This window comes from Rhizobium sp. 268, from assembly GCF_036571585.1.
In the GTDB taxonomy this organism is placed as follows: Bacteria; Pseudomonadota; Alphaproteobacteria; order Rhizobiales; family Rhizobiaceae; genus Rhizobium; species Rhizobium redzepovicii.
Window position 1 is genome coordinate 16,059 of record NZ_JAPPSO010000032.1, and the last position, 16,789, is coordinate 32,847.

Annotated in this window: 17 protein-coding genes and 4 pseudogenes; 18 read left to right on the top strand and 3 right to left on the bottom strand. The window is 58.7% G+C overall.

From position 1 onward, the window contains the following. Positions 1-111: 111 nt before the first annotated feature. Both repB and repA read right to left on the bottom strand, forming a co-directional pair. A complete protein-coding gene (gene repB, locus OS035_RS31960; RefSeq protein ID WP_331815135.1) occupies positions 112-1,149 on the bottom strand; it encodes a plasmid partitioning protein RepB in 1,038 nt (345 codons plus the stop codon). Beyond that, positions 1,146-2,369, bottom strand: a complete 1,224-nt coding sequence (gene repA / locus OS035_RS31965; RefSeq protein ID WP_165411169.1) for a plasmid partitioning protein RepA — start codon at positions 2,367-2,369, stop codon at positions 1,146-1,148. The genes repB and repA overlap by 4 nt, the downstream gene beginning before the upstream one ends. Positions 2,370-2,745: 376 nt before the next feature. Here repA and OS035_RS31970 point away from each other — a divergent pair, with 376 nt between their 5' ends. From OS035_RS31970 to OS035_RS32030, 13 genes and pseudogenes are all read left to right on the top strand, one after another. Further along, positions 2,746-3,384 carry an acyl-homoserine-lactone synthase gene (locus tag OS035_RS31970; RefSeq protein WP_331815143.1) on the top strand — a complete coding sequence of 213 codons (639 nt, stop codon included), beginning with the start codon at positions 2,746-2,748 and terminating at the stop codon, positions 3,382-3,384. Then, positions 3,381-4,358, top strand: a complete 978-nt coding sequence (trbB, locus tag OS035_RS31975; protein WP_331815146.1) for a P-type conjugative transfer ATPase TrbB — start codon at positions 3,381-3,383, stop codon at positions 4,356-4,358. Before OS035_RS31970 ends, trbB begins: the two co-directional genes overlap by 4 nt. Beyond that, positions 4,348-4,731, top strand: coding sequence for a TrbC/VirB2 family protein (locus OS035_RS31980; RefSeq protein ID WP_331815149.1), 384 nt, complete (start codon positions 4,348-4,350; stop codon positions 4,729-4,731). The genes trbB and OS035_RS31980 overlap by 11 nt, the downstream gene beginning before the upstream one ends. Continuing rightward, positions 4,724-5,023, top strand: a complete 300-nt coding sequence (locus OS035_RS31985) for a conjugal transfer protein TrbD (protein ID WP_130714129.1) — start codon at positions 4,724-4,726, stop codon at positions 5,021-5,023. The genes OS035_RS31980 and OS035_RS31985 overlap by 8 nt, the downstream gene beginning before the upstream one ends. A gap of 10 nt (positions 5,024-5,033) precedes the next feature. Beyond that, positions 5,034-7,484: a conjugal transfer protein TrbE gene (locus OS035_RS31990; RefSeq protein WP_331815154.1), complete on the top strand. Its 2,451-nt coding sequence runs from the start codon at positions 5,034-5,036 to the stop codon at positions 7,482-7,484. Next, the gene (gene trbJ / locus OS035_RS31995; RefSeq protein ID WP_331815157.1) at positions 7,462-8,259 is read left to right on the top strand and encodes a P-type conjugative transfer protein TrbJ; all 798 of its coding nucleotides are present in this window, start codon (positions 7,462-7,464) and stop codon (positions 8,257-8,259) included. Before OS035_RS31990 ends, trbJ begins: the two co-directional genes overlap by 23 nt. Then, positions 8,256-8,456, top strand: coding sequence for an entry exclusion protein TrbK (gene trbK, locus OS035_RS32000; protein WP_130747477.1), 201 nt, complete (start codon positions 8,256-8,258; stop codon positions 8,454-8,456). Before trbJ ends, trbK begins: the two co-directional genes overlap by 4 nt. Then, positions 8,450-9,543 (top strand): annotated as a pseudogene (trbL, locus tag OS035_RS32005) (P-type conjugative transfer protein TrbL). The gene trbK and the pseudogene trbL overlap by 7 nt, the downstream one beginning before the upstream one ends. A gap of 20 nt (positions 9,544-9,563) precedes the next feature. Continuing rightward, on the top strand, positions 9,564-10,226 hold the full coding sequence (locus OS035_RS32010; protein WP_331815163.1) for a conjugal transfer protein TrbF: 663 nt from the start codon (positions 9,564-9,566) through the stop codon (positions 10,224-10,226). Between the two features lie 17 nt (positions 10,227-10,243). Then, positions 10,244-11,056: a P-type conjugative transfer protein TrbG gene (gene trbG / locus OS035_RS32015; protein ID WP_331815166.1), complete on the top strand. Its 813-nt coding sequence runs from the start codon at positions 10,244-10,246 to the stop codon at positions 11,054-11,056. A gap of 3 nt (positions 11,057-11,059) precedes the next feature. Beyond that, positions 11,060-11,500: a conjugal transfer protein TrbH gene (gene trbH, locus OS035_RS32020; RefSeq protein ID WP_331815169.1), complete on the top strand. Its 441-nt coding sequence runs from the start codon at positions 11,060-11,062 to the stop codon at positions 11,498-11,500. An 11-nt stretch (positions 11,501-11,511) separates the two neighbouring features. Further along, complete coding sequence (gene trbI / locus OS035_RS32025) at positions 11,512-12,810, top strand: IncP-type conjugal transfer protein TrbI (protein ID WP_331815172.1); 1,299 nt, start codon at positions 11,512-11,514, stop codon at positions 12,808-12,810. 311 nt (positions 12,811-13,121) lie between these two features. Continuing rightward, positions 13,122-13,826: an autoinducer binding domain-containing protein gene (locus OS035_RS32030; RefSeq protein ID WP_331815175.1), complete on the top strand. Its 705-nt coding sequence runs from the start codon at positions 13,122-13,124 to the stop codon at positions 13,824-13,826. A 3-nt stretch (positions 13,827-13,829) separates the two neighbouring features. On the opposite strand, the gene OS035_RS32035 is transcribed toward OS035_RS32030, so the two are convergent. Next, on the bottom strand, positions 13,830-14,120 hold the full coding sequence (locus OS035_RS32035) for a transcriptional repressor TraM (protein ID WP_331815178.1): 291 nt from the start codon (positions 14,118-14,120) through the stop codon (positions 13,830-13,832). Positions 14,121-14,379: 259 nt separating this feature from the next. Between OS035_RS32035 and OS035_RS32040 the strand changes: the two genes are divergently transcribed. The 5 genes and pseudogenes from OS035_RS32040 to OS035_RS32060 form a co-directional block, all read left to right on the top strand. Then, the gene (locus tag OS035_RS32040) at positions 14,380-14,628 is read left to right on the top strand and encodes a helix-turn-helix domain-containing protein (RefSeq protein ID WP_331815180.1); all 249 of its coding nucleotides are present in this window, start codon (positions 14,380-14,382) and stop codon (positions 14,626-14,628) included. Positions 14,629-14,869: 241 nt separating this feature from the next. Further along, on the top strand, positions 14,870-15,487 hold the full coding sequence (locus tag OS035_RS32045; RefSeq protein ID WP_331815183.1) for a type IV toxin-antitoxin system AbiEi family antitoxin domain-containing protein: 618 nt from the start codon (positions 14,870-14,872) through the stop codon (positions 15,485-15,487). Continuing rightward, positions 15,480-16,073 (top strand): annotated as a pseudogene (locus tag OS035_RS32050) (nucleotidyl transferase AbiEii/AbiGii toxin family protein); the annotation flags it as partial. The gene OS035_RS32045 and the pseudogene OS035_RS32050, both read left to right, overlap by 8 nt. Positions 16,074-16,087: 14 nt before the next feature. Further along, positions 16,088-16,525 (top strand): annotated as a pseudogene (locus tag OS035_RS32055) (S49 family peptidase); the annotation flags it as partial. A 127-nt stretch (positions 16,526-16,652) separates the two neighbouring features. Further along, positions 16,653-16,789: pseudogene (locus OS035_RS32060) on the top strand (IS6 family transposase); the annotation flags it as partial.

Sequence of the window (16,789 nt, forward strand, 5' to 3'; positions counted from 1 at the left end):
AATGCGATTCTCTAGTTGTCACACATTGAGAGAGGCTTCCACGACGGCAACGTTTGGGGGGCCTTTTTCTTTTGCAGTTCGTCCTTTTTTATCTCTAAACCCTGACAGCTGTCAGGGTTTCTCGTCTTCTCGCAGGCGGACAAAGCGCTCCGTTAGCGCTGGGAGCTCCGCCTCAATAAACTTCAAAAAGTCGCCCCCGAGTGAACCCTCAGCCGAAATTCGAACCTCTTTCGAGGATATCAACAGGGCTCCAAGCTTCGTTCCTCTCATGTCTGTAATCGGGCTTGGCTCTCTCCGACGAGTCGATACAGGCTTGATGGCATTCAATGCACGCTGAAACCTTTGATCAGAGGTCTCAGCGGTCTCACCCTTCCTAACCAGTACCGCCCGCAGTGCATCAAGCGCTCCCGTGTCGCCCGCAACCGTCTTGGCAAGGTCGAGCCAACGTGGCCGGCCGATCTTCGGCGCTCGCCCAATTGCCTCGATGATATCCGTGGGAACGATCCTGTAGACATTCCGCATCCGAGCCAATTCTGCGTCCTCGATCGAAAGCGCGGCGTAGATGTGCCGAGGCTTGATCCCCGCATCATCCATTCGGGAGGCAAACAGCGCGCGCTCGATCCAGGTGAGGTCTTGGCGACTCGCGTTTTCGATGCCTTGTGCAAGAACCAGGTCGAGGTCGGAGATCTCGACTTCGAGAGCGCGAACAGGCCTGCCAAGCTGCCTAGCAGCGAGCCATCGTCGATGACCGTAAACGATCTGATAGCGACCTGGGGAGGAGGGGTGTTTGCGGACCTGGACGGGAACCTGTTGCCCCTCAGTCTCGATCGACCGTTTAAACGCCTCGAAGCTCGTTGCGTCATCGTCCGGCAGTCTGTCCGGATAAGGGGATGGGTCGATGAGCGACGGATCCAACTCGCGAACGGAACCACCGCCCGACTCCACGATAGCCTTCAAGCGATCTCGCTCTGTTCGAATGTCGTCGATTGCCCGGTGTGCAGCACCGATCACACCTGCTCCGACACGATTTCCGGGAACCGGGGCAGGGGCCTGCGACGGCTGCTGTTGATCCGCAGCCTGATCGCTTTCCAGCTCTGCGGAAAGCAACCCGAAGCTGGCGACAATCGACTTGCGAGGGGATTTGCTCATGTCCGCCCCCAGCTCTCATTGATGAGGCGAACAATCGCCTCGTTCACAGCATCTACCGCCTCGCGAGCACGCTTGTGAGTATCGCGCCCGATCTGCCCCAATTCGAGCTCGTATACCGAGCGTTTCGCCAAGCCGGCTGCCTCAACGGCGGTGCTTTCAATGGCGGTGGGCAATAATACATCGGAGCCGAACAAGTGCCGAAGCATCGCAACGACTTGCGACTGTGGCGCGTCATTGGGGTCGTGTCGTGTGACCAGATACCGAATGAAGTCCTGGTCTAACTGAGCGCCGCTCTCGTTCAGAACACTAATCAGATCGCCCATCATGAGAAGGAACTGGCTCATTGACGCAACGTCCAGCATAGCCGGGTGGACAGTAATGATCATGCTAGTCGCGGCGTATATCGCGCTCAACGTCAGAAAGCCGAGCGACGGCGGAGTGTCAAGAATTACGATGTCGTAGTCCGCCGCGACTTCCGAAAGGGCGAGTTTCAGCCGCTCAAAAAAGATTGCGCCGGAGTTGGCCTTGTTCGCCAAGATCCGTGGCGTTTCGTGCTCATACTCCATGACTTCAAGATTGCCAGGAATGAGGTCGATGCCATCGAAATATGTCCTGCGAATTATATCGCGGATGGGACGACGCTCGGCGTCATCGTAACGCAAAGCGGCATAGATCGTTTCATTCGACCCGACATCAACTTCTGGCTGAGCACCGAACAAAGCGGACAAGGATGCTTGCGGGTCCAGGTCGAGTGCGAGGACGCGATACCCATGAAGGGCGAGATAGTGGGCAAGGTGGACACAGGTTGTCGTCTTCGCGCTGCCACCCTTGAAGTTGGCTATGGCAAGAACCTGGAGGTGCTCGCCGGCACGTCGACGAGGAAGGAATCGCAAGGCGTCCGCAGGTTTCTGAATCGCGAACAAGTCACGCAGTTCATTGATCTGGTCCAACGTGTAGACGCGATGGTTATTTTCCAGCCTACTGGGAATCGGCCCGCGTCCTTCGGTGGACATGAGCTTCAGGGTGGAATCGGGTATAGACGTCAGCTTCGACACTTCGTTGGTCAGAAAGGGACGCAGGGTCTTTTCCGATTTTGGCGGATACATACGAGTTCTGAGCTGCTGCAATTGCCCGGACAGAAGCCCGGCATGGCGCATGATTTTGCTGCCGGCATCTTCCTTTGAGCCAACACTTGCTTCTACTCGGTTTGCTATCGCCATCTTTCCCTCTTGGCGGCTTTTCGCCGGTTTACCGGCCATTGCCCGCTAAAAATAGAACACGATTCTCCGAACTGGTCCAGAGGTTTAGGGTTAACAAAAGGTTAACCCCCGGGGACAATCTGCATAAGGCTGTTCGGATTTTTGCTTTTCCGCTCCGGGAGTTAGCCTCAAATGCCCAGCTCGCTGATGCCGGAATGTTCTCCTGTGAATCCTACAAATCCGAACAGCGTAGCAGCAAGTAGATTAGGCGGTTCTGTAGCGACACACCACTCATGAACCGCGACTCACCTCGCTACGTGCATGTTGAATCCTACAACTGCCCTCCGATTCCAAACTGTGCTGATTTCCCGCCGACCAACAACGACGGAGAAAAATCATGCAGGCTCTCGCGCTCTCAACACCCCGGACGATCCAAGAGGCGCATCTCCTACACATCCACTACCAGCTTCGTGCTCGGGTCTTTTCCGATCGCCTGGGTTGGGAAGTCGATGTGACGGCGGGGTGCGAGTCCGATCGTTTCGACGCGCTTCGGCCGACCTATATTCTCGCCATCGCAGAGACCGGCCAATTGGCGGGGTGCGCGAGACTTCTTCCTGCGCTTGGGCCGACAATGGTGGCCGACGTTTTCCCGTCGCTGCTCCCCGACGGTCAGCTCAGCGGTCATGCCGCGATGGTCGAAAGTTCCCGGTTCTGCGTCGATACTGCTCTCGCAGAGGGGAGGGGAACCAGCTCAATCCACGAGGCGACGCTGACCATGTTCGCGGGCATCGTCGAATGGTGCTTCGCGAATGGCTACACCGAGATTGTCACGGTGACTGATCTTCGATTCGAGCGGATCCTCGCGCGCGTAGGATGGCCGCTGCAGCGTTTGGGCGAACCCAAGAAAATCGGCGTGACGATGGCCGTGGCGGGCACGCTGCCCGCCAATGCGGACACGTTCCTCAGGCTCCGCCCCTCCAACTACCGTTCTGAACTCGCCCTCTGTCAGCCGGGCAGCCTGAGGAGAAACACGTGAACCAGCTTCGCTCTCACCCTCGGCTCGTCCGCAAACTTCAGGATGCGCTCGGCGATCAGCTTTGTGTTGCCCTGGACGACGCGAACGTCGTCGAAATCATGCTCAATCCGGACGGCAAATTATTCATCGAACGGCTAGGTCACGGCGTTGCGCCCGCCGGCGAGATGTCATCCGCTGCCGCGGAGATGGTCATTGGTACAGTGGCGCACGCGCTTCAGTCCGAGGTCGACACGGAACAGTCAATCATCTCCGGCGAGCTGCCAATCGGTGGCCACCGCTTCGAGGGACTGTTGCCCCCCGTTGTCACCAAGCCTGCCTTCACGATTCGTCGCCGGGCATGGCGCCTCATTCCGCTCGAAGACTATATTTGCGCCGGCGTGATGACAGAATACCAGGCCTCGACGATCCGTAGCGCCATTTCCGCAAGGCTCAACATCATCATTTCCGGGGGGACCGGTTCGGGGAAGACGACTCTTGCGAATGCCGTCATCAACGAGATCGTCAAGTCCACGCCCCAGGATCGTCTCGTCATTCTTGAGGATACTGCGGAAATCCAATGCGCGGCCGAAAACGCCGTTCTCCTCCATACCAGCGATACGATCGACATGGCCCGGCTCCTGAAGAGCACCATGCGCTTGCGCCCCGACCGGATCGTCGTTGGCGAAGTTCGCGACGGCGCGGCCCTCACGTTGCTCAAGGCCTGGAATACCGGTCACCCGGGCGGCGTGGCGACCATTCACTCCAATACCGCCATGTCGGCGCTGCGTCGCCTTGAACAGCTGACCGCCGAGGCAAGCCAGCAGCCGATGCACGAGGTGATTGGAGAGGCCGTTGACCTGGTCATCTCGATCGAGCGGACTCCGCGTGGGCGGGTCGTTCGCGACATCATTCACGTCGAGCGGTTCATCAACGGGCAGTACGAGATCGAATCCGATCAACTCACCGAAGAACAGGAGGCTCGCCATGTCGCGTAAGCATGCCATCATCGCCGTAGCGCTCGTGGCGGCGCCCATTGTTCTCACCTCGGTCGCGCCGGCGCTCGCCAGTTCCGGCGGCAGCCTCCCATGGGAAGGGCCACTGCAGCAGATTCAGGAGTCGATAACCGGCCCGGTCGCGGGCGCAATCGCGCTCGCGGCCGTGGCCATTGCCGGCGGCATGCTCATCTTCGGCGGCGAGCTCAACGATTTCGCGCGGCGCCTCGTGTATGTCGTTCTCGTCGCCGGCATCCTGCTCGGCGCCACCAACATTGTCGGCCTGTTCGGTGCGACCGGCGCTTCGATCGGGCGAACCGACGCGCAAATCACGTCAATTGGTGCGAACGGAGGAGGGGAGGGAGATCATGGCTGAGTCCCTGTCCGGCCCGCGGCGCAACCGCATCCATCGAGCCCTCTCGCGCCCGAACCTGTTAATGGGCGCCGACCGGGAGTTGGTCCTGATCACCGGACTTGCGGCCGTAATCCTGATCTTCGTGGTTCTCACGGTCTATTCGGCCCTCTTCGGCGTCGCCGTCTGGATTGTCATCGTCGGGCTTCTCCGGATGATGGCGAAGTCGGACCCGCTCATGCGGCAGGTCTATATCAGGCACATATCCTACAAGTCCACCTACAAGGCGACCACTTCGCCGTGGCGCCGGTACTGAGGAGGCGGCCATGGTAGCTCTCAAACGCTTCCGGGTGACCGGCCCATCCTTTGCCGATCTCGTTCCCTACGCCGGCCTCGTCGACAATGGTGTCCTTCTTTTGAAGGACGGCAGTCTCCTGGCCGGCTGGTACTTCGCAGGCCCGGATTCCGAAAGCGCAACGGACCTCGAGCGCAACGAGCTGTCGAGGCAGATCAATGCCGTTCTGTCACGGCTTGGAAGCGGCTGGATGATCCAGGTCGAAGCCATCCGCATTCCGACGGTCAACTACCCATCGGAAGACCGTTGCCATTTCCCTGACCCGGTCACCCGCGCGATCGATGCCGAGAGGCGCTCGCATTTCGCGCGCGAGCAGGGGCATTTCGAGAGCAAGCATGCGCTGATCCTGACCTACCGGCCGCTCGAGTCCAAGAAGACTGCTCTCAGCAAATACATCTATTCGGATGAGTTAAGCCGGAAGAAATCCTACGCGGACACGGTGCTCTTCGTGTTCAAGAACGCGGTGCGAGAGCTTGAGCAGTATTTTGCCAACACTCTTTCGATCCGGCGAATGGAAACCCGCGAAACGGTCGAAAGGGGAGGGGAGCGAATTGCCCGATACGACGAGCTGATGCAGTTCGCGCGGTTCTGCACCACCGGGGAAAGCCATCCAATCCGGCTACCCGACGTTCCCATGTATCTCGACTGGATCGCCACCGCAGAGCTTGAGCATGGACTGACGCCAAAGATCGAAAACCGTTTTCTCGGCGTCGTTGCGATCGATGGCCTGCCGGCCGAAAGCTGGCCGGGTATTCTGAACAGCCTTGATCTGATGCCGCTGACCTATCGGTGGTCGTCACGTTTCATCTTTCTCGATGCCGAGGAGGCTCGACAGAAACTCGAACGCACACGCAAGAAGTGGCAGCAGAAGGTCCGACCGTTCTTCGACCAGATATTCCAGACACAAAGTCGATCCGTCGACCAGGACGCGATGACCATGGTGGTCGAGACGGAGGATGCCATCGCGCAGGCCTCGTCGCAACTGGTTGCCTATGGCTATTACACGCCCGTCGTCGTGCTGTTCGACAGCGATCGAGAAGCACTGCAGGAAAAGGCCGAAGCGATCCGGCGGCTGATCCAGGCCGAAGGTTTCGGGGCGCGCATCGAGACGCTCAACGCCACCGACGCCTATCTCGGCAGCTTGCCGGGCAACTGGTATTGCAACATCCGTGAGCCGCTGATCAACACCAGCAATCTCGCCGACTTGATTCCGCTGAACTCGGTCTGGTCCGGAAACCCGGTCGCGCCATGCCCCTTTTATCCACCGAATTCGCCGCCCTTGATGCAGGTTGCGAGCGGCTCGACAGCCTTTCGTCTGAACCTACACGTCGATGACGTCGGCCACACGCTGATCTTCGGTCCGACCGGTTCTGGCAAGTCGACGTTGCTCGCCCTAATCGCCGCGCAGTTTCGTCGCTACGAAAATGCGCAGATCTTCGCCTTTGACAAAGGCAGTTCACTTCTGCCCCTGACGCTCGCAGCCGGCGGCGACCACTATGAGATCGGCGGCGACAATGCGGAAGAGGGGAGGGCATTGGCCTTCTGCCCACTCTCCGAACTCAAAAGTGATGCGGACCGGGCTTGGGCGACGGAATGGATCGAGATGCTGGTCGGCCTGCAGGGCGTCACCATCACTCCCGATCACCGTAACGCCATATCTCGGCAAGTCGGCCTGATGGCGAGCGCCTCTGGTCGCTCGCTCTCGGATTTCGTCAGCGGCGTCCAGCTGCGCGAGATCAAGGACGCGTTGCACCACTACACCGTCGATGGCCCGATGGGACAACTCCTCGATGCGGAGGAAGATGGCCTCAAACTCGGCGCCTTCCAGACCTTCGAGATCGAGCAACTGATGAATATGGGCGAGCGCAATCTCTTGCCGGTGCTCACCTATCTGTTCCGCCGGATCGAGAAACGCTTGGATGGGTCGCCGAGCCTGATCGTGCTCGACGAGGCCTGGCTGATGCTCTGCCATCCGGTATTCCGCGACAAGATTCGCGAGTGGCTGAAGGTGCTGCGTAAGGCCAACTACGCAGTGGTCCTTGCGACCCAATCGATCTCGGACGCTGAGCGGTCCGGGATTATCGACGTCCTGAAGGAATCCTGCCCGACCAAGATTTGCCTTCCGAACGGCGCCGCTCGCGAGTCGGGAACGCGCGAATTCTACGAGCGCATCGGCTTCAACGAGCGGCAGATCGAAATCGTCGCAACCGCCACTCCGAAGCGCGAATACTACGTCGCCACGCCGGAAGGCCGGCGGCTCTTCAACATGTCGCTTGGACCAGTCGCCCTGAGCTTTGTCGGCGCATCGGGCAAGGAGGACCTCAAACGCATCCGCGCACTGAAATCCGAAAATGGTCACGACTGGCCAATCCACTGGCTTGAAACGAGAGGGGTTCACGATGCCGCATCGCTACTCAAATAGATGGCTCGCCTGCTTGGCGGCCGCCGCGCTCACGATCGGAGCTGCAGGCTCAGTGCAAGCCGGTACAGCCACCGGCGCTGCGACGGAATGGACGCAACTCGCCAACAATGCGCAGCTCGTGGACCTCATGAAAAGCTCCGGCGTCCAGGTCGACAATCAGCTGACCCAGATCAGCCAGCTTGCAGAGCAGATCCAGAACCAGCTGAAGATCTACGAGAACATGCTGCAAAACACCGCCCAGCTTCCTAATCATGTCTGGGGGCAGGTCGAAAGCGATCTCGATCAACTGCGCAGTATCGTCGACCAGGGACAGGGCATCGCCTTTTCGATGGGGAATGCGGACGACGTTCTTCAGCAGCGCTTTCAGAGCTACGCCGATCTCAAGACAAATTTACCTGATAACGCAACGTTCTCCTCGACCTACCAGTCCTGGTCGAACACCAACCGCGACACGATCGCCAGCTCGCTGAAAGCGGCGAGCCTCACGGCCGACCAGTTCGATAGCGAGGAAGATACGATGTCCTCGCTGCGGTCGATGTCCGAAACGGCTGACGGGCAGATGAAGGCTTTGCAGGTCGGCCACGAGATCGCCGCTCAGCAAGTCGCGCAAATGCAGAAGCTTCGCGGGCTCGTCTCCCAACAGATGACAATGATGGGAACCTGGCTTCAAACGGAACAGACCGACAAGGACCTGGCGCAGGCGCGGCGGGAAAAGTTCTTCAACGCCGAGGTCAAAAGCGTTCCGGAAGGCCAGAAAATGGAACCGCGATGGTGAGCCGCTCCGTCCTGATTGCCTTGCTGTTGGCTGTCGCCGCTGCATCCTCTGCAGCGACAGTGCTGATCGTCAATTCCCGAAACACAGGAATACCTGCGCTCACCGAGGAGCAGCGCGCAGTCCGGGAAAAATTCTTCGGCTCCGACAAGGAGCTGCCGCCGATCAAGGAAGGCCAGGAGATGCACCCGAGATGGTGAGGGTAACTGTTGCGCGTTCTTTCCTGATTCCAGGTCTCTTTTTCCTTGCCTATGCTGTTCCCACATTCGCGCAGGAGGGACAGGTCCTCACGGAACTGAGATCGGCATTGCGGCCGTCTGGTTGGCGATCCAGTCAGCATCGCTGGACAGCTGGTTCGCCGAACTGGTGCGGCGGATCATGTTCATCGGGTTCTTCGCATTCGTTCTGACCCAAGGTCCGACCTTTGCGCGAGCAGTGGTCGACAGCCTTTTCCAGATTGGCGCCGGCGGTGGTTCAGCGTCTCCCGCTGAAGTGTTCGACGCCGGCATCCGCGTCGCCTCCCAAATGTCCCAACAAGCACAGTTCGGGGTGTTCGAAGACAATGCGCTCGCGATTGCCGCCGTTCTCGCCATGGGCATCGTTGTCATCTCCTTCTCGCTGGTTGCAGCTATTTTCGTGTCGGTCATGGTCGAAATGTATGTCGGCCTGCTCGCCGGCATGATCATGCTCGGGCTGGGTGGTTCCTCATTCACTAAAGACTTTGCCATTCGATACCTCGTCTACGCCTTCGGCGTCGGCACGAAACTCATGGCATTGGTGATGATCGCCAAGATCGGATCGAACGTCCTGCTTGGTCTTGCCCAGGCGCCTACTGCCTCGTCGGATCAATTCGTCACGACCCTGGCGATCGCCGGTATTTCCGTCGTGGTCTTCATCATCGCCATGTACGTCCCGAACATCATCCAGGGCGTCGTCCAGGGCGCATCAGTTTCCGGAGGAATGGAAGCGATCCGCCACGGCGGGCAAGCGGCGTCTTTTGCCGCCGGTGCTGGCTTCCTCGCCGCCGGCGCTGCAGGCGCGGGGTTTGCGGCGGCTCAAGCCGCACGAGCTGGCGGTTCATCCGTTGCAGGTGCTGCTCTTCGCGGTATGGGCGCGAGCTTCAGTTCCGGCGCGCAAGCAGCCGGATCAGCCGCGAAGGAAAAGGCAATCGGCTCCCCCGGCGCCTACGCCGGGTCCATTCTCGGACTGGCCAATGCAAAGCTCGATGAACAGCGCGGCGGTCATAGCGGACCGAAACCTCCTCCCGAACGCAACGACAAACCATAATCGAGACAAGGGAAGAATAAATGGCAGCGAACCGCGCCCCGGAAAACCCGTATCTTGCCGCCCGCCAGGAATGGAGCGAACGCTATGGCTCTTATGTGAAAGCGGCAGCCGGATGGCGCGTTGTTGGTGTCCTCGGCCTGGTCATGGCCGTCATCGGCTTCAGCTACGCGATGTATCTGAGCACGCAAGTGAGGCTGGTGCCCTACATCGTCGAGGTCGACAAGCTCGGAACCGCGGTTACGGCAGGCTTTCCGGAGCAGATCGAGTATGCCGATGTCCGCGTGGTGCGCGCCACACTCGGTAACTTCGTCACGAGCTTTCGCTCGATCACACCGGATGCGGTGGTGCAGAAGCAATATATCGACCGCACCTATGCGCTTCTTCACACGTCCGATCCGTCGACGGAGAAGGTCAACGCCTGGTTTCGAGGCAATTCTCCATTCGAGAAGGCGAAGTCTTCGACAGTTGCCATCGAGGTCAACAACATCGTGGCGCTCTCCAACCAGACCTATCAGATCGACTGGACGGAATACGAGCGGGACCGCAAGGGTAAGGAAACCGGCACGCGCCGTTTCCGCGGCATCGCAACGGTCGCGCTCACCGCGCCACAGGATGAGGCGACGATCCGCCTCAATCCGATCGGCCTCTATGTCCGGGACTTCGACTGGACGGCACAGCTTTGAGGGCAGGGATTCTTTCAATGAAAAAAATGGGATTGATGGCAGCGGCCGGCGGCATTGCCGGGCTCTTGCTTGCGGCGGGCGCGCAGGCGCAAAGTATGACGAGCAGCGAGGTGAAAGGAACAAATCTTTCCAGCAAGTGGCGCGGCACGCCGGGACTGGTCACGACGGGACCGGACGGAAAGGTGATCTTCCTGTTCGGCGAAACGCAACCTTCCGTCGTCTGCTCGCCGCTACAGGTCTGCGACATCGAACTTCAGGGTGGCGAGATCGTTCGCGATGTTATGGTCGGCGACACGGTTCGTTGGAAGGTGGAGCCGGCCACCTCGGGGGCCACAGGCGGACAGGCGATCCATCTCATCGTCAAACCGTCGGAGCCAGGCCTGCTCACCTCGATGGTCGTGACCACATCACGGCGCACCTATCACATTCAGCTCAAGTCCTATCCGAGCCAGTACATGGCGCGCATTGGTTTCGAATATCCGGAAGACGTGTCCACCAAGCTCGCCGATATCAACGCCCGTCTCGAAACGGGCGGCATTCCGGGCACAGCGCCGGACAAGCTGAACTTCTCCTACTCGGTGAGCGGGAGCGCGCCCTGGAAACCGAAGCGGGTCTATTCTGACGGGGTGAAGACCTACATCCAGTTCCCGAAGTCGATCTCTGACCAGGACGCGCCTGTGCTCTTCGTCGTCTCCGGCGGTCAAAATCGCATCGTCAATTACCGGATGAAGAACGACATGATGACCGTCGATTATGCGATCGACAGGGCGATCCTCGTTTCCGGCGTCGGTTGGCGGCAACAGAAGATCGCCATCCGGCGAGGAGGCTGAACCATGCGGAAGCTTCTCGCATATTTCATTATGGCCGCGCTACTCTCCGGTTGCCAAACGGCCGACGACGTTCTGACCACTAGTTCCACGCCTGTGGCCGTCACCGGGCCGGCTGCAAGCGCCATCGCCGGCGACATGGCAAGCCGTCTGGCTGAACAGATCGGCCCGGCGGGTGCTACGACGACGATTAAATTGGAGAAGGACACGTCGGAATTCGCGACCGCCCTCGAGGCGGCCCTGAAGGGGTGGGGCTACGCGGTCGTCACGGACGGCAAAGTCGCCAAAGACGTCAAGCCGGGCGAGCTTGCTTATGCAATCGAGGGCTTCGACGGACAGGTCCTAGTACAGGTCTCGACGCCTTCCATCGCTCTTGGCCGCGCTTACACGCCGACGGCGGCCGGCGCGACGCCGGCCAGTCCCCTTTCGATCATGCAGCGCAACTGACGGAGATTAACATGGTCCAGTCGCTCCAGCTTGGCACGTCCAGCCAAGCCGACGATCAGCAGGGCATGCGCCGGCTCAATCGCCTGCCGATCCTCATCGCAATCATTGTCTTCGCGCTGTTCGTCGGCGTCGTGGTGATTGGTCTGTCCCTTCGCGGGCTTTCCTTCAATCGTGGCGATATCGAGAGTGCTTCCAACAGCCCTGCGACCAGTTTCGGCGACCAGCTTAAACGGGGTGTCACGGATGGAATTGTCGGTGATCCAGAAAAGCAGGAGGTGTTTCAGCCGACGCCCGTCGTCATCGACAAAGAGGAAAAGCACGAGCCGGTCGTCGAGCGCCGACCAGAGGGGCGACAAGACCGTCGACAAAGGCTTGAACCCGAAGAGGAGTGGAAGGCGCGGCTGAAGCGGGAGCAGGACGAGCAATATATCCGCGAGGCGCAGCGCCAACGAATGGCGCGTCTTCAGGCTCGTTCCACGGCGCTCGATTCGCCGCTGAAGGTCGACATCTCCGATGTCGAGAGGGCCGCAAACTCCACCAACGACACCAGCCGTCAGCCGACAAATGTCGCAGCAAACAGTGCTTCAGACCTTTATGCCGCCGCCATGAAATCCGGACTGATGGGACAAAACGTCGATCAGAACGGGCAGACGTCGAAAGAGGATTTCTTCAATCAGGACATCAAGGATCTTGGCTACCTGCCAAACCAGGTCGTGCCGCAGATGTCACCCAATGAATTGAAGCGCGGTTCGGTTATCCCGGCGACATTGATCACCGGCCTCAATTCCGACCTGCCGGGGCGCATTACCGCTCAGGTCAGCCAGAATGTCTACGACAGCGCAACTGGCTACCGTCTTCTCATACCGCAGGGAGCGAAGCTCTTCGGTCGCTACGATTCCAAGGTCTCATTCGGCCAGGAACGTGTTCTCGTCGTCTGGACGGACCTCATTTTTCCGAACGGATCTACCCTGCAGATCAGCGGCATGGCTGGCACAGACGCCGAAGGATATGGGGGCTTCCAAGACATGGCCGACCGCCATCTCTGGAGGACTTTCGGTTCGGCTGCGCTGGTGGCAATCATCGGAACTGGTATCGATATGTCGATGCCTGAGAGTTCGACGCTCGCGACGCAGGACACGGCCTCGGATGCAGCTCGGCGGAATTTTGCCGAGTCATTCGGACGGGTAGCGGAAGAGACGATCTCGAAGAATCTGAACGTTCAGCCGACAATTCACATCCGGCCGGGCTACAAGTTCAACGTCCTGGTCGATCAGGATATTGTTTTTCCTTCTGTCTATAGCGGCCGCTAACCAGGTAAAGGATCCTCAGATTTTCGCCACAGCGCTGAACGTCGCAAGGTCATTCCGCATGGCGGCGCAGGTGTGACTAAAATTCTCTACAAAAATCATCGTCTTTAGATCAGAAAGAGTTGAATACTCGGCACAGGTCAATAGACCTAGGCGATCCAACGAACGCGGATCTGCTTCGCATAGAAGAAACTGCCGTATCGTCCAATGTCCCATGTGGCTCCGGCTAGCCGAACGGTGGCAACCGGTACCTCATGGCGTCAGAACGGCGGCACGAGTGGGAGGCTTGCGCCGTCGCAAAAGGAGAAAAGTTAGTGGACGGTGACCTTCGCTCTCTCATCGACATGACAGAAGCCGCGCATGATGAACGTATGATCAAGAGCGCTCTGAAGACATTTGCACACGCATGTGGCTTCGACCGTTTTGCTTATCTGCAGACTGAGGGGTTGGAAATCCGCACATTCAACTCCTATCCGGAGGAATGGCAGGGCGTTTATCTCGAAAGCCAGTACTCCCGCATCGACCCGGTCGTTACGGAAGCCAAGCGTCGCATGGAAATGTTTTCCTGGACGGCCGACGATTGGCCCGCTCGTGGAATATCCGAACTCAGGCGTTTTCGGGACCAGGCGATCGATTACGGCGTTCGGAGTGGGGTGACTATTCCCGTCGAAGGAAGTTTCGGGTCGACGATGATGCTGACATTTGCATCCTCAGCCCAGACGGCTGACGTTAAAAAGCTGCAGGATGCGCAAAAAGCGATCCGTGCGGTTCTGGCGATCCATTACCGCCTGAAAATCATAGCTGCGAAGACGATTGTCGCTCCGAAACGGTTGCTTTCACCAAGAGAAGCAATGTGCCTCATGTGGGCGGCAAAGGGCAAAAGCGCTCAGGAAACCGCAATGCTGACGGGGATCAACCCGAGGACAGTGCAGCACTACCTTGATAAGGCGCGCGAAAAGCTCGACGCAGCGACCGTTCCGCAACTTGTCGCGATCGCCAAAGACCACGGTCTGGTATGAGCGTCATTCTTCGCCATCTGGGGCAACTTCAGGGATGTAACCAAGCGCATCGATGATTTCCGACAACAACTCCTGCTGGGCCTCAGATTTGTTCTGACGCGCGACGTACTCATCCTGCAGACTTTTTAGTACGGCACCGGAAACGGACGGATCGGCGCTGGCGCGAGTCCATTCCTCATAGACAGCCTCATCAGCGGCAATAAGATGGCGGTGCTCGCGGATTGCGGCAACCGCCAGCACCTCTAGTTCTGAGTCTTGCATCAGACTGCGGCGAGATGAGCCCACATCGTTCATCCGCTTCTCCCTAACTTCATTCTGCCGCCCGAACCTAAGGTTGCGGCCTTATTATATCGGTTGAGCGCCATCACAATATCCGCTGAGCATCATCTGGGTCCTGTGCAATTTCATCTCGCGCCTCTCCATACTGACGTCGAAGATTGCAGGGACTTGAACGACACTGTCTTGCTTATTTGCTCAAAAGGATTCGACCCTCGCTTGTGCTGTAGAGAATACTCCGTGGTAGGAAACTCATCAAGCCGCTGTTCTCCGGATCATGGAGATTCGAGAGGCATTTGCGCGTAATTTGCGAGCTGCACGGCAGGCGAAAGGCTTGTCCCAGGAGGAACTCGCCCATCGCGCGGACATCGATCGCACCTACATCAGTTCGCTTGAGCGAAGCGTCTACAATGCAAGCATCGATGTCGTTGACCGTTTGGCGACAGTCTTGGGCATCGAAGCCTGTGAGTTACTGAAGCGGCCCCCGGAGGGGTCACAGATGCCAACCGCCGAGCTTGACGATTAAGAGAAGTTGTCCTGCGGACTGACGGGTTCATGCCCGGCCGGCAATGCTTTCACGTCAATTGGCTAGGTCCGTCGGCAAGGCTACATCTTTACTCTTGACGACCACTGGATTTGTCAGCTCTCATCCAATCGAGGCAACTATTCGTGGTGAAGAATTCATAAGGCGATGATGGCTTTCTCGGCTTTAGGGATTGTGATACAAATCCTAGGATAATAGATCCAATCTCCGAGCTTTTATATCAATGCCCAGTCCCGTCACGCAACGCCAAATCGCCCGCGCCGTGCTAACTGAGCGCGGAATAGCACGTTTGGTGGAACTGCGGAACGCAGGTGTGACGGCTGCCACCATGAGCCGAATGGAACGAGATGGTGAAGTGCTCCGGCTTGCCCGCGGTCTTTATCAACTTCCTGATGCGCAGCTCGACGTCAACCACAGTCTGGCGGAGGTCGCCAAACGCGCGCCCAAAGGCGTTATCTGCCTCGTTTCGGCATTGGCGTTCCACGGCCTGACAGATCAGCTCCCGGGACAAATCTGGCTTGCCATAGCCCCTAAGGACTGGGCTCCGAAACTGGACGGCCCCGCTATGCGCATCGTGCGTTTCACAGACAGCCTTCTCAACGAAAGCGTCGAAACCCATGTCATTGAAGGCGTTCCTGTGAAGGTCTTTGGAATTGCCAAGACAATTGCCGATTGCTTTCGCTATCGCAACAAGATCGGCCTTTCGGTAGCGATAGAAGGGCTGCAGGAGGCGCTGCGGCAACGAAGGACTACTCCTGGCGAAATCGCCAACCAGGCCGAATACGGTGGCGTCGGATCGGTGATCCGGCCGTATCTCGAGGCGCTGACCGCCAATGGCTAAAGAAATCAGAAACGTCGGCGCCTCGGTGCGCGCCCGCCTGCTGCAACTCGCCAAGGCAAGCGGGCAAAGCTTCGATCTGGTCCTGACGCGTTTCGCTCTTGAACGGTTGTTGTTCCGGCTTAGCCAGTCGCCCCACGCCGGTCGCTTCGTTCTAAAAGGGGCGATGTTGATGATGAATTGGTTCGACAATCCGCACCGAGGCACGCGCGACCTCGATCTTTTGGGTTTCGGTGATCCGAGTCCGGACCCGATGCTTGATACCTTTCGGGAAATTCTGGCGCAGGAGGCCGACGATGGCGTTACGTTCGACGCTGATACGCTGCATGTGGATCGTATTCGCGAGGCATTGGATTATGGTGGGCTCAGGCTGCGGGTGATCGCTTCGATCAGCGGAGCCCGGATCAACCTGACGATCGACATCGGTTTTGGCGATGCGCTTGAGCCTGGGGTGGAGGTTTTGGATTATCCTTCTATGCTCGATTTTCCGATGCCGCGACTTCGGGCCTATGCGCGAGAAACGGTCATTGCCGAGAAGTTCCAGGCAATGGTGATGCTGGGGCGAGTAAACAGCCGCATGAAGGTCTTTCGACTTCAGCGATGATCGGCGTCGAACGCCGCGTCTATACGGCGGGCGAAAACAAGGTGATCCTCGATCCTTTCCAGCCGGAAAAGGAAAAGGATATCGAGTATCTGAAGAGCCTGCAGCTCGAAATCCACCAGGTCTTCATCTCCATGGTGCGCGAACATCGCGCCGGCAAGCTGAGGGACGATGCGACGGTGTTTTCCGGCCTGTTCTGGAGCGGCACGCGCGGCCTCGAGCTCGGCCTCATCGATGGCCTCGGCGACATGCGCCAGGAATTGAAGAGGCGCTACGGCCAGAAGACCAAACTGGAGCTCGTCACCGCCGGCCGCGGCCTGTTCGGCCGCCGTATTCCAGGTGTGTCGCCGGTCTCGCTCGAAGGTGCTGCATCCGGTCTCGCGACAGGGCTTGTCGAAGCGGCGGAAGAGAGAGCATTGTGGAGCCGTTTCGGGCTTTGAAGGGGTGCGGTGCCGGTCCATGGTGGTGGACGCCACACATAGGCGCGATCGACATCGCCCCTTGCGGTATTGTCACGTTAACTGGGTTGCGGTTGCCTGCCTGACGGGTTGCGCATAATTTTCGGCAATGCAGACATCAGATATCGGCTTCAAGCGTCACCGTTTTCCACCGCAGATCATTGCTCACGCGGTCTGGCTTATTTGCGGTTCAACCTTAGTCTGCGTGAAGTTGAGGAAATGCTGCTCGAGCGTGGAATCGACGTG

Bases quoted from the DNA above. Each gene is read 5' to 3' on its own strand.
- OS035_RS31990 (WP_331815154.1), top strand. From the start codon at position 5,034: ATGGTAGCTCTCAAACGCTTCCGGGTGACCGGCCCATCCTTTGCCGAT.
- OS035_RS31985 (WP_130714129.1), top strand. From the start codon at position 4,724: ATGGCTGAGTCCCTGTCCGGCCCGCGGCGCAACCGCATCCATCGAGCC.
- repA (WP_165411169.1), bottom strand. From the start codon at position 2,369: ATGGCGATAGCAAACCGAGTAGAAGCAAGTGTTGGCTCAAAGGAAGAT.
- OS035_RS32040 (WP_331815180.1), top strand. From the start codon at position 14,380: ATGGAGATTCGAGAGGCATTTGCGCGTAATTTGCGAGCTGCACGGCAG.
- trbJ (WP_331815157.1), top strand. From the start codon at position 7,462: ATGCCGCATCGCTACTCAAATAGATGGCTCGCCTGCTTGGCGGCCGCC.
- repB (WP_331815135.1), bottom strand. From the start codon at position 1,149: ATGAGCAAATCCCCTCGCAAGTCGATTGTCGCCAGCTTCGGGTTGCTT.
- OS035_RS31980 (WP_331815149.1), top strand. From the start codon at position 4,348: ATGTCGCGTAAGCATGCCATCATCGCCGTAGCGCTCGTGGCGGCGCCC.
- trbG (WP_331815166.1), top strand. From the start codon at position 10,244: ATGAAAAAAATGGGATTGATGGCAGCGGCCGGCGGCATTGCCGGGCTC.
- OS035_RS32035 (WP_331815178.1), bottom strand. From the start codon at position 14,120: ATGAACGATGTGGGCTCATCTCGCCGCAGTCTGATGCAAGACTCAGAA.
- trbI (WP_331815172.1), top strand. From the start codon at position 11,512: ATGGTCCAGTCGCTCCAGCTTGGCACGTCCAGCCAAGCCGACGATCAG.
- OS035_RS32045 (WP_331815183.1), top strand. From the start codon at position 14,870: ATGCCCAGTCCCGTCACGCAACGCCAAATCGCCCGCGCCGTGCTAACT.
- OS035_RS31970 (WP_331815143.1), top strand. From the start codon at position 2,746: ATGCAGGCTCTCGCGCTCTCAACACCCCGGACGATCCAAGAGGCGCAT.
- trbH (WP_331815169.1), top strand. From the start codon at position 11,060: ATGCGGAAGCTTCTCGCATATTTCATTATGGCCGCGCTACTCTCCGGT.
- OS035_RS32010 (WP_331815163.1), top strand. From the start codon at position 9,564: ATGGCAGCGAACCGCGCCCCGGAAAACCCGTATCTTGCCGCCCGCCAG.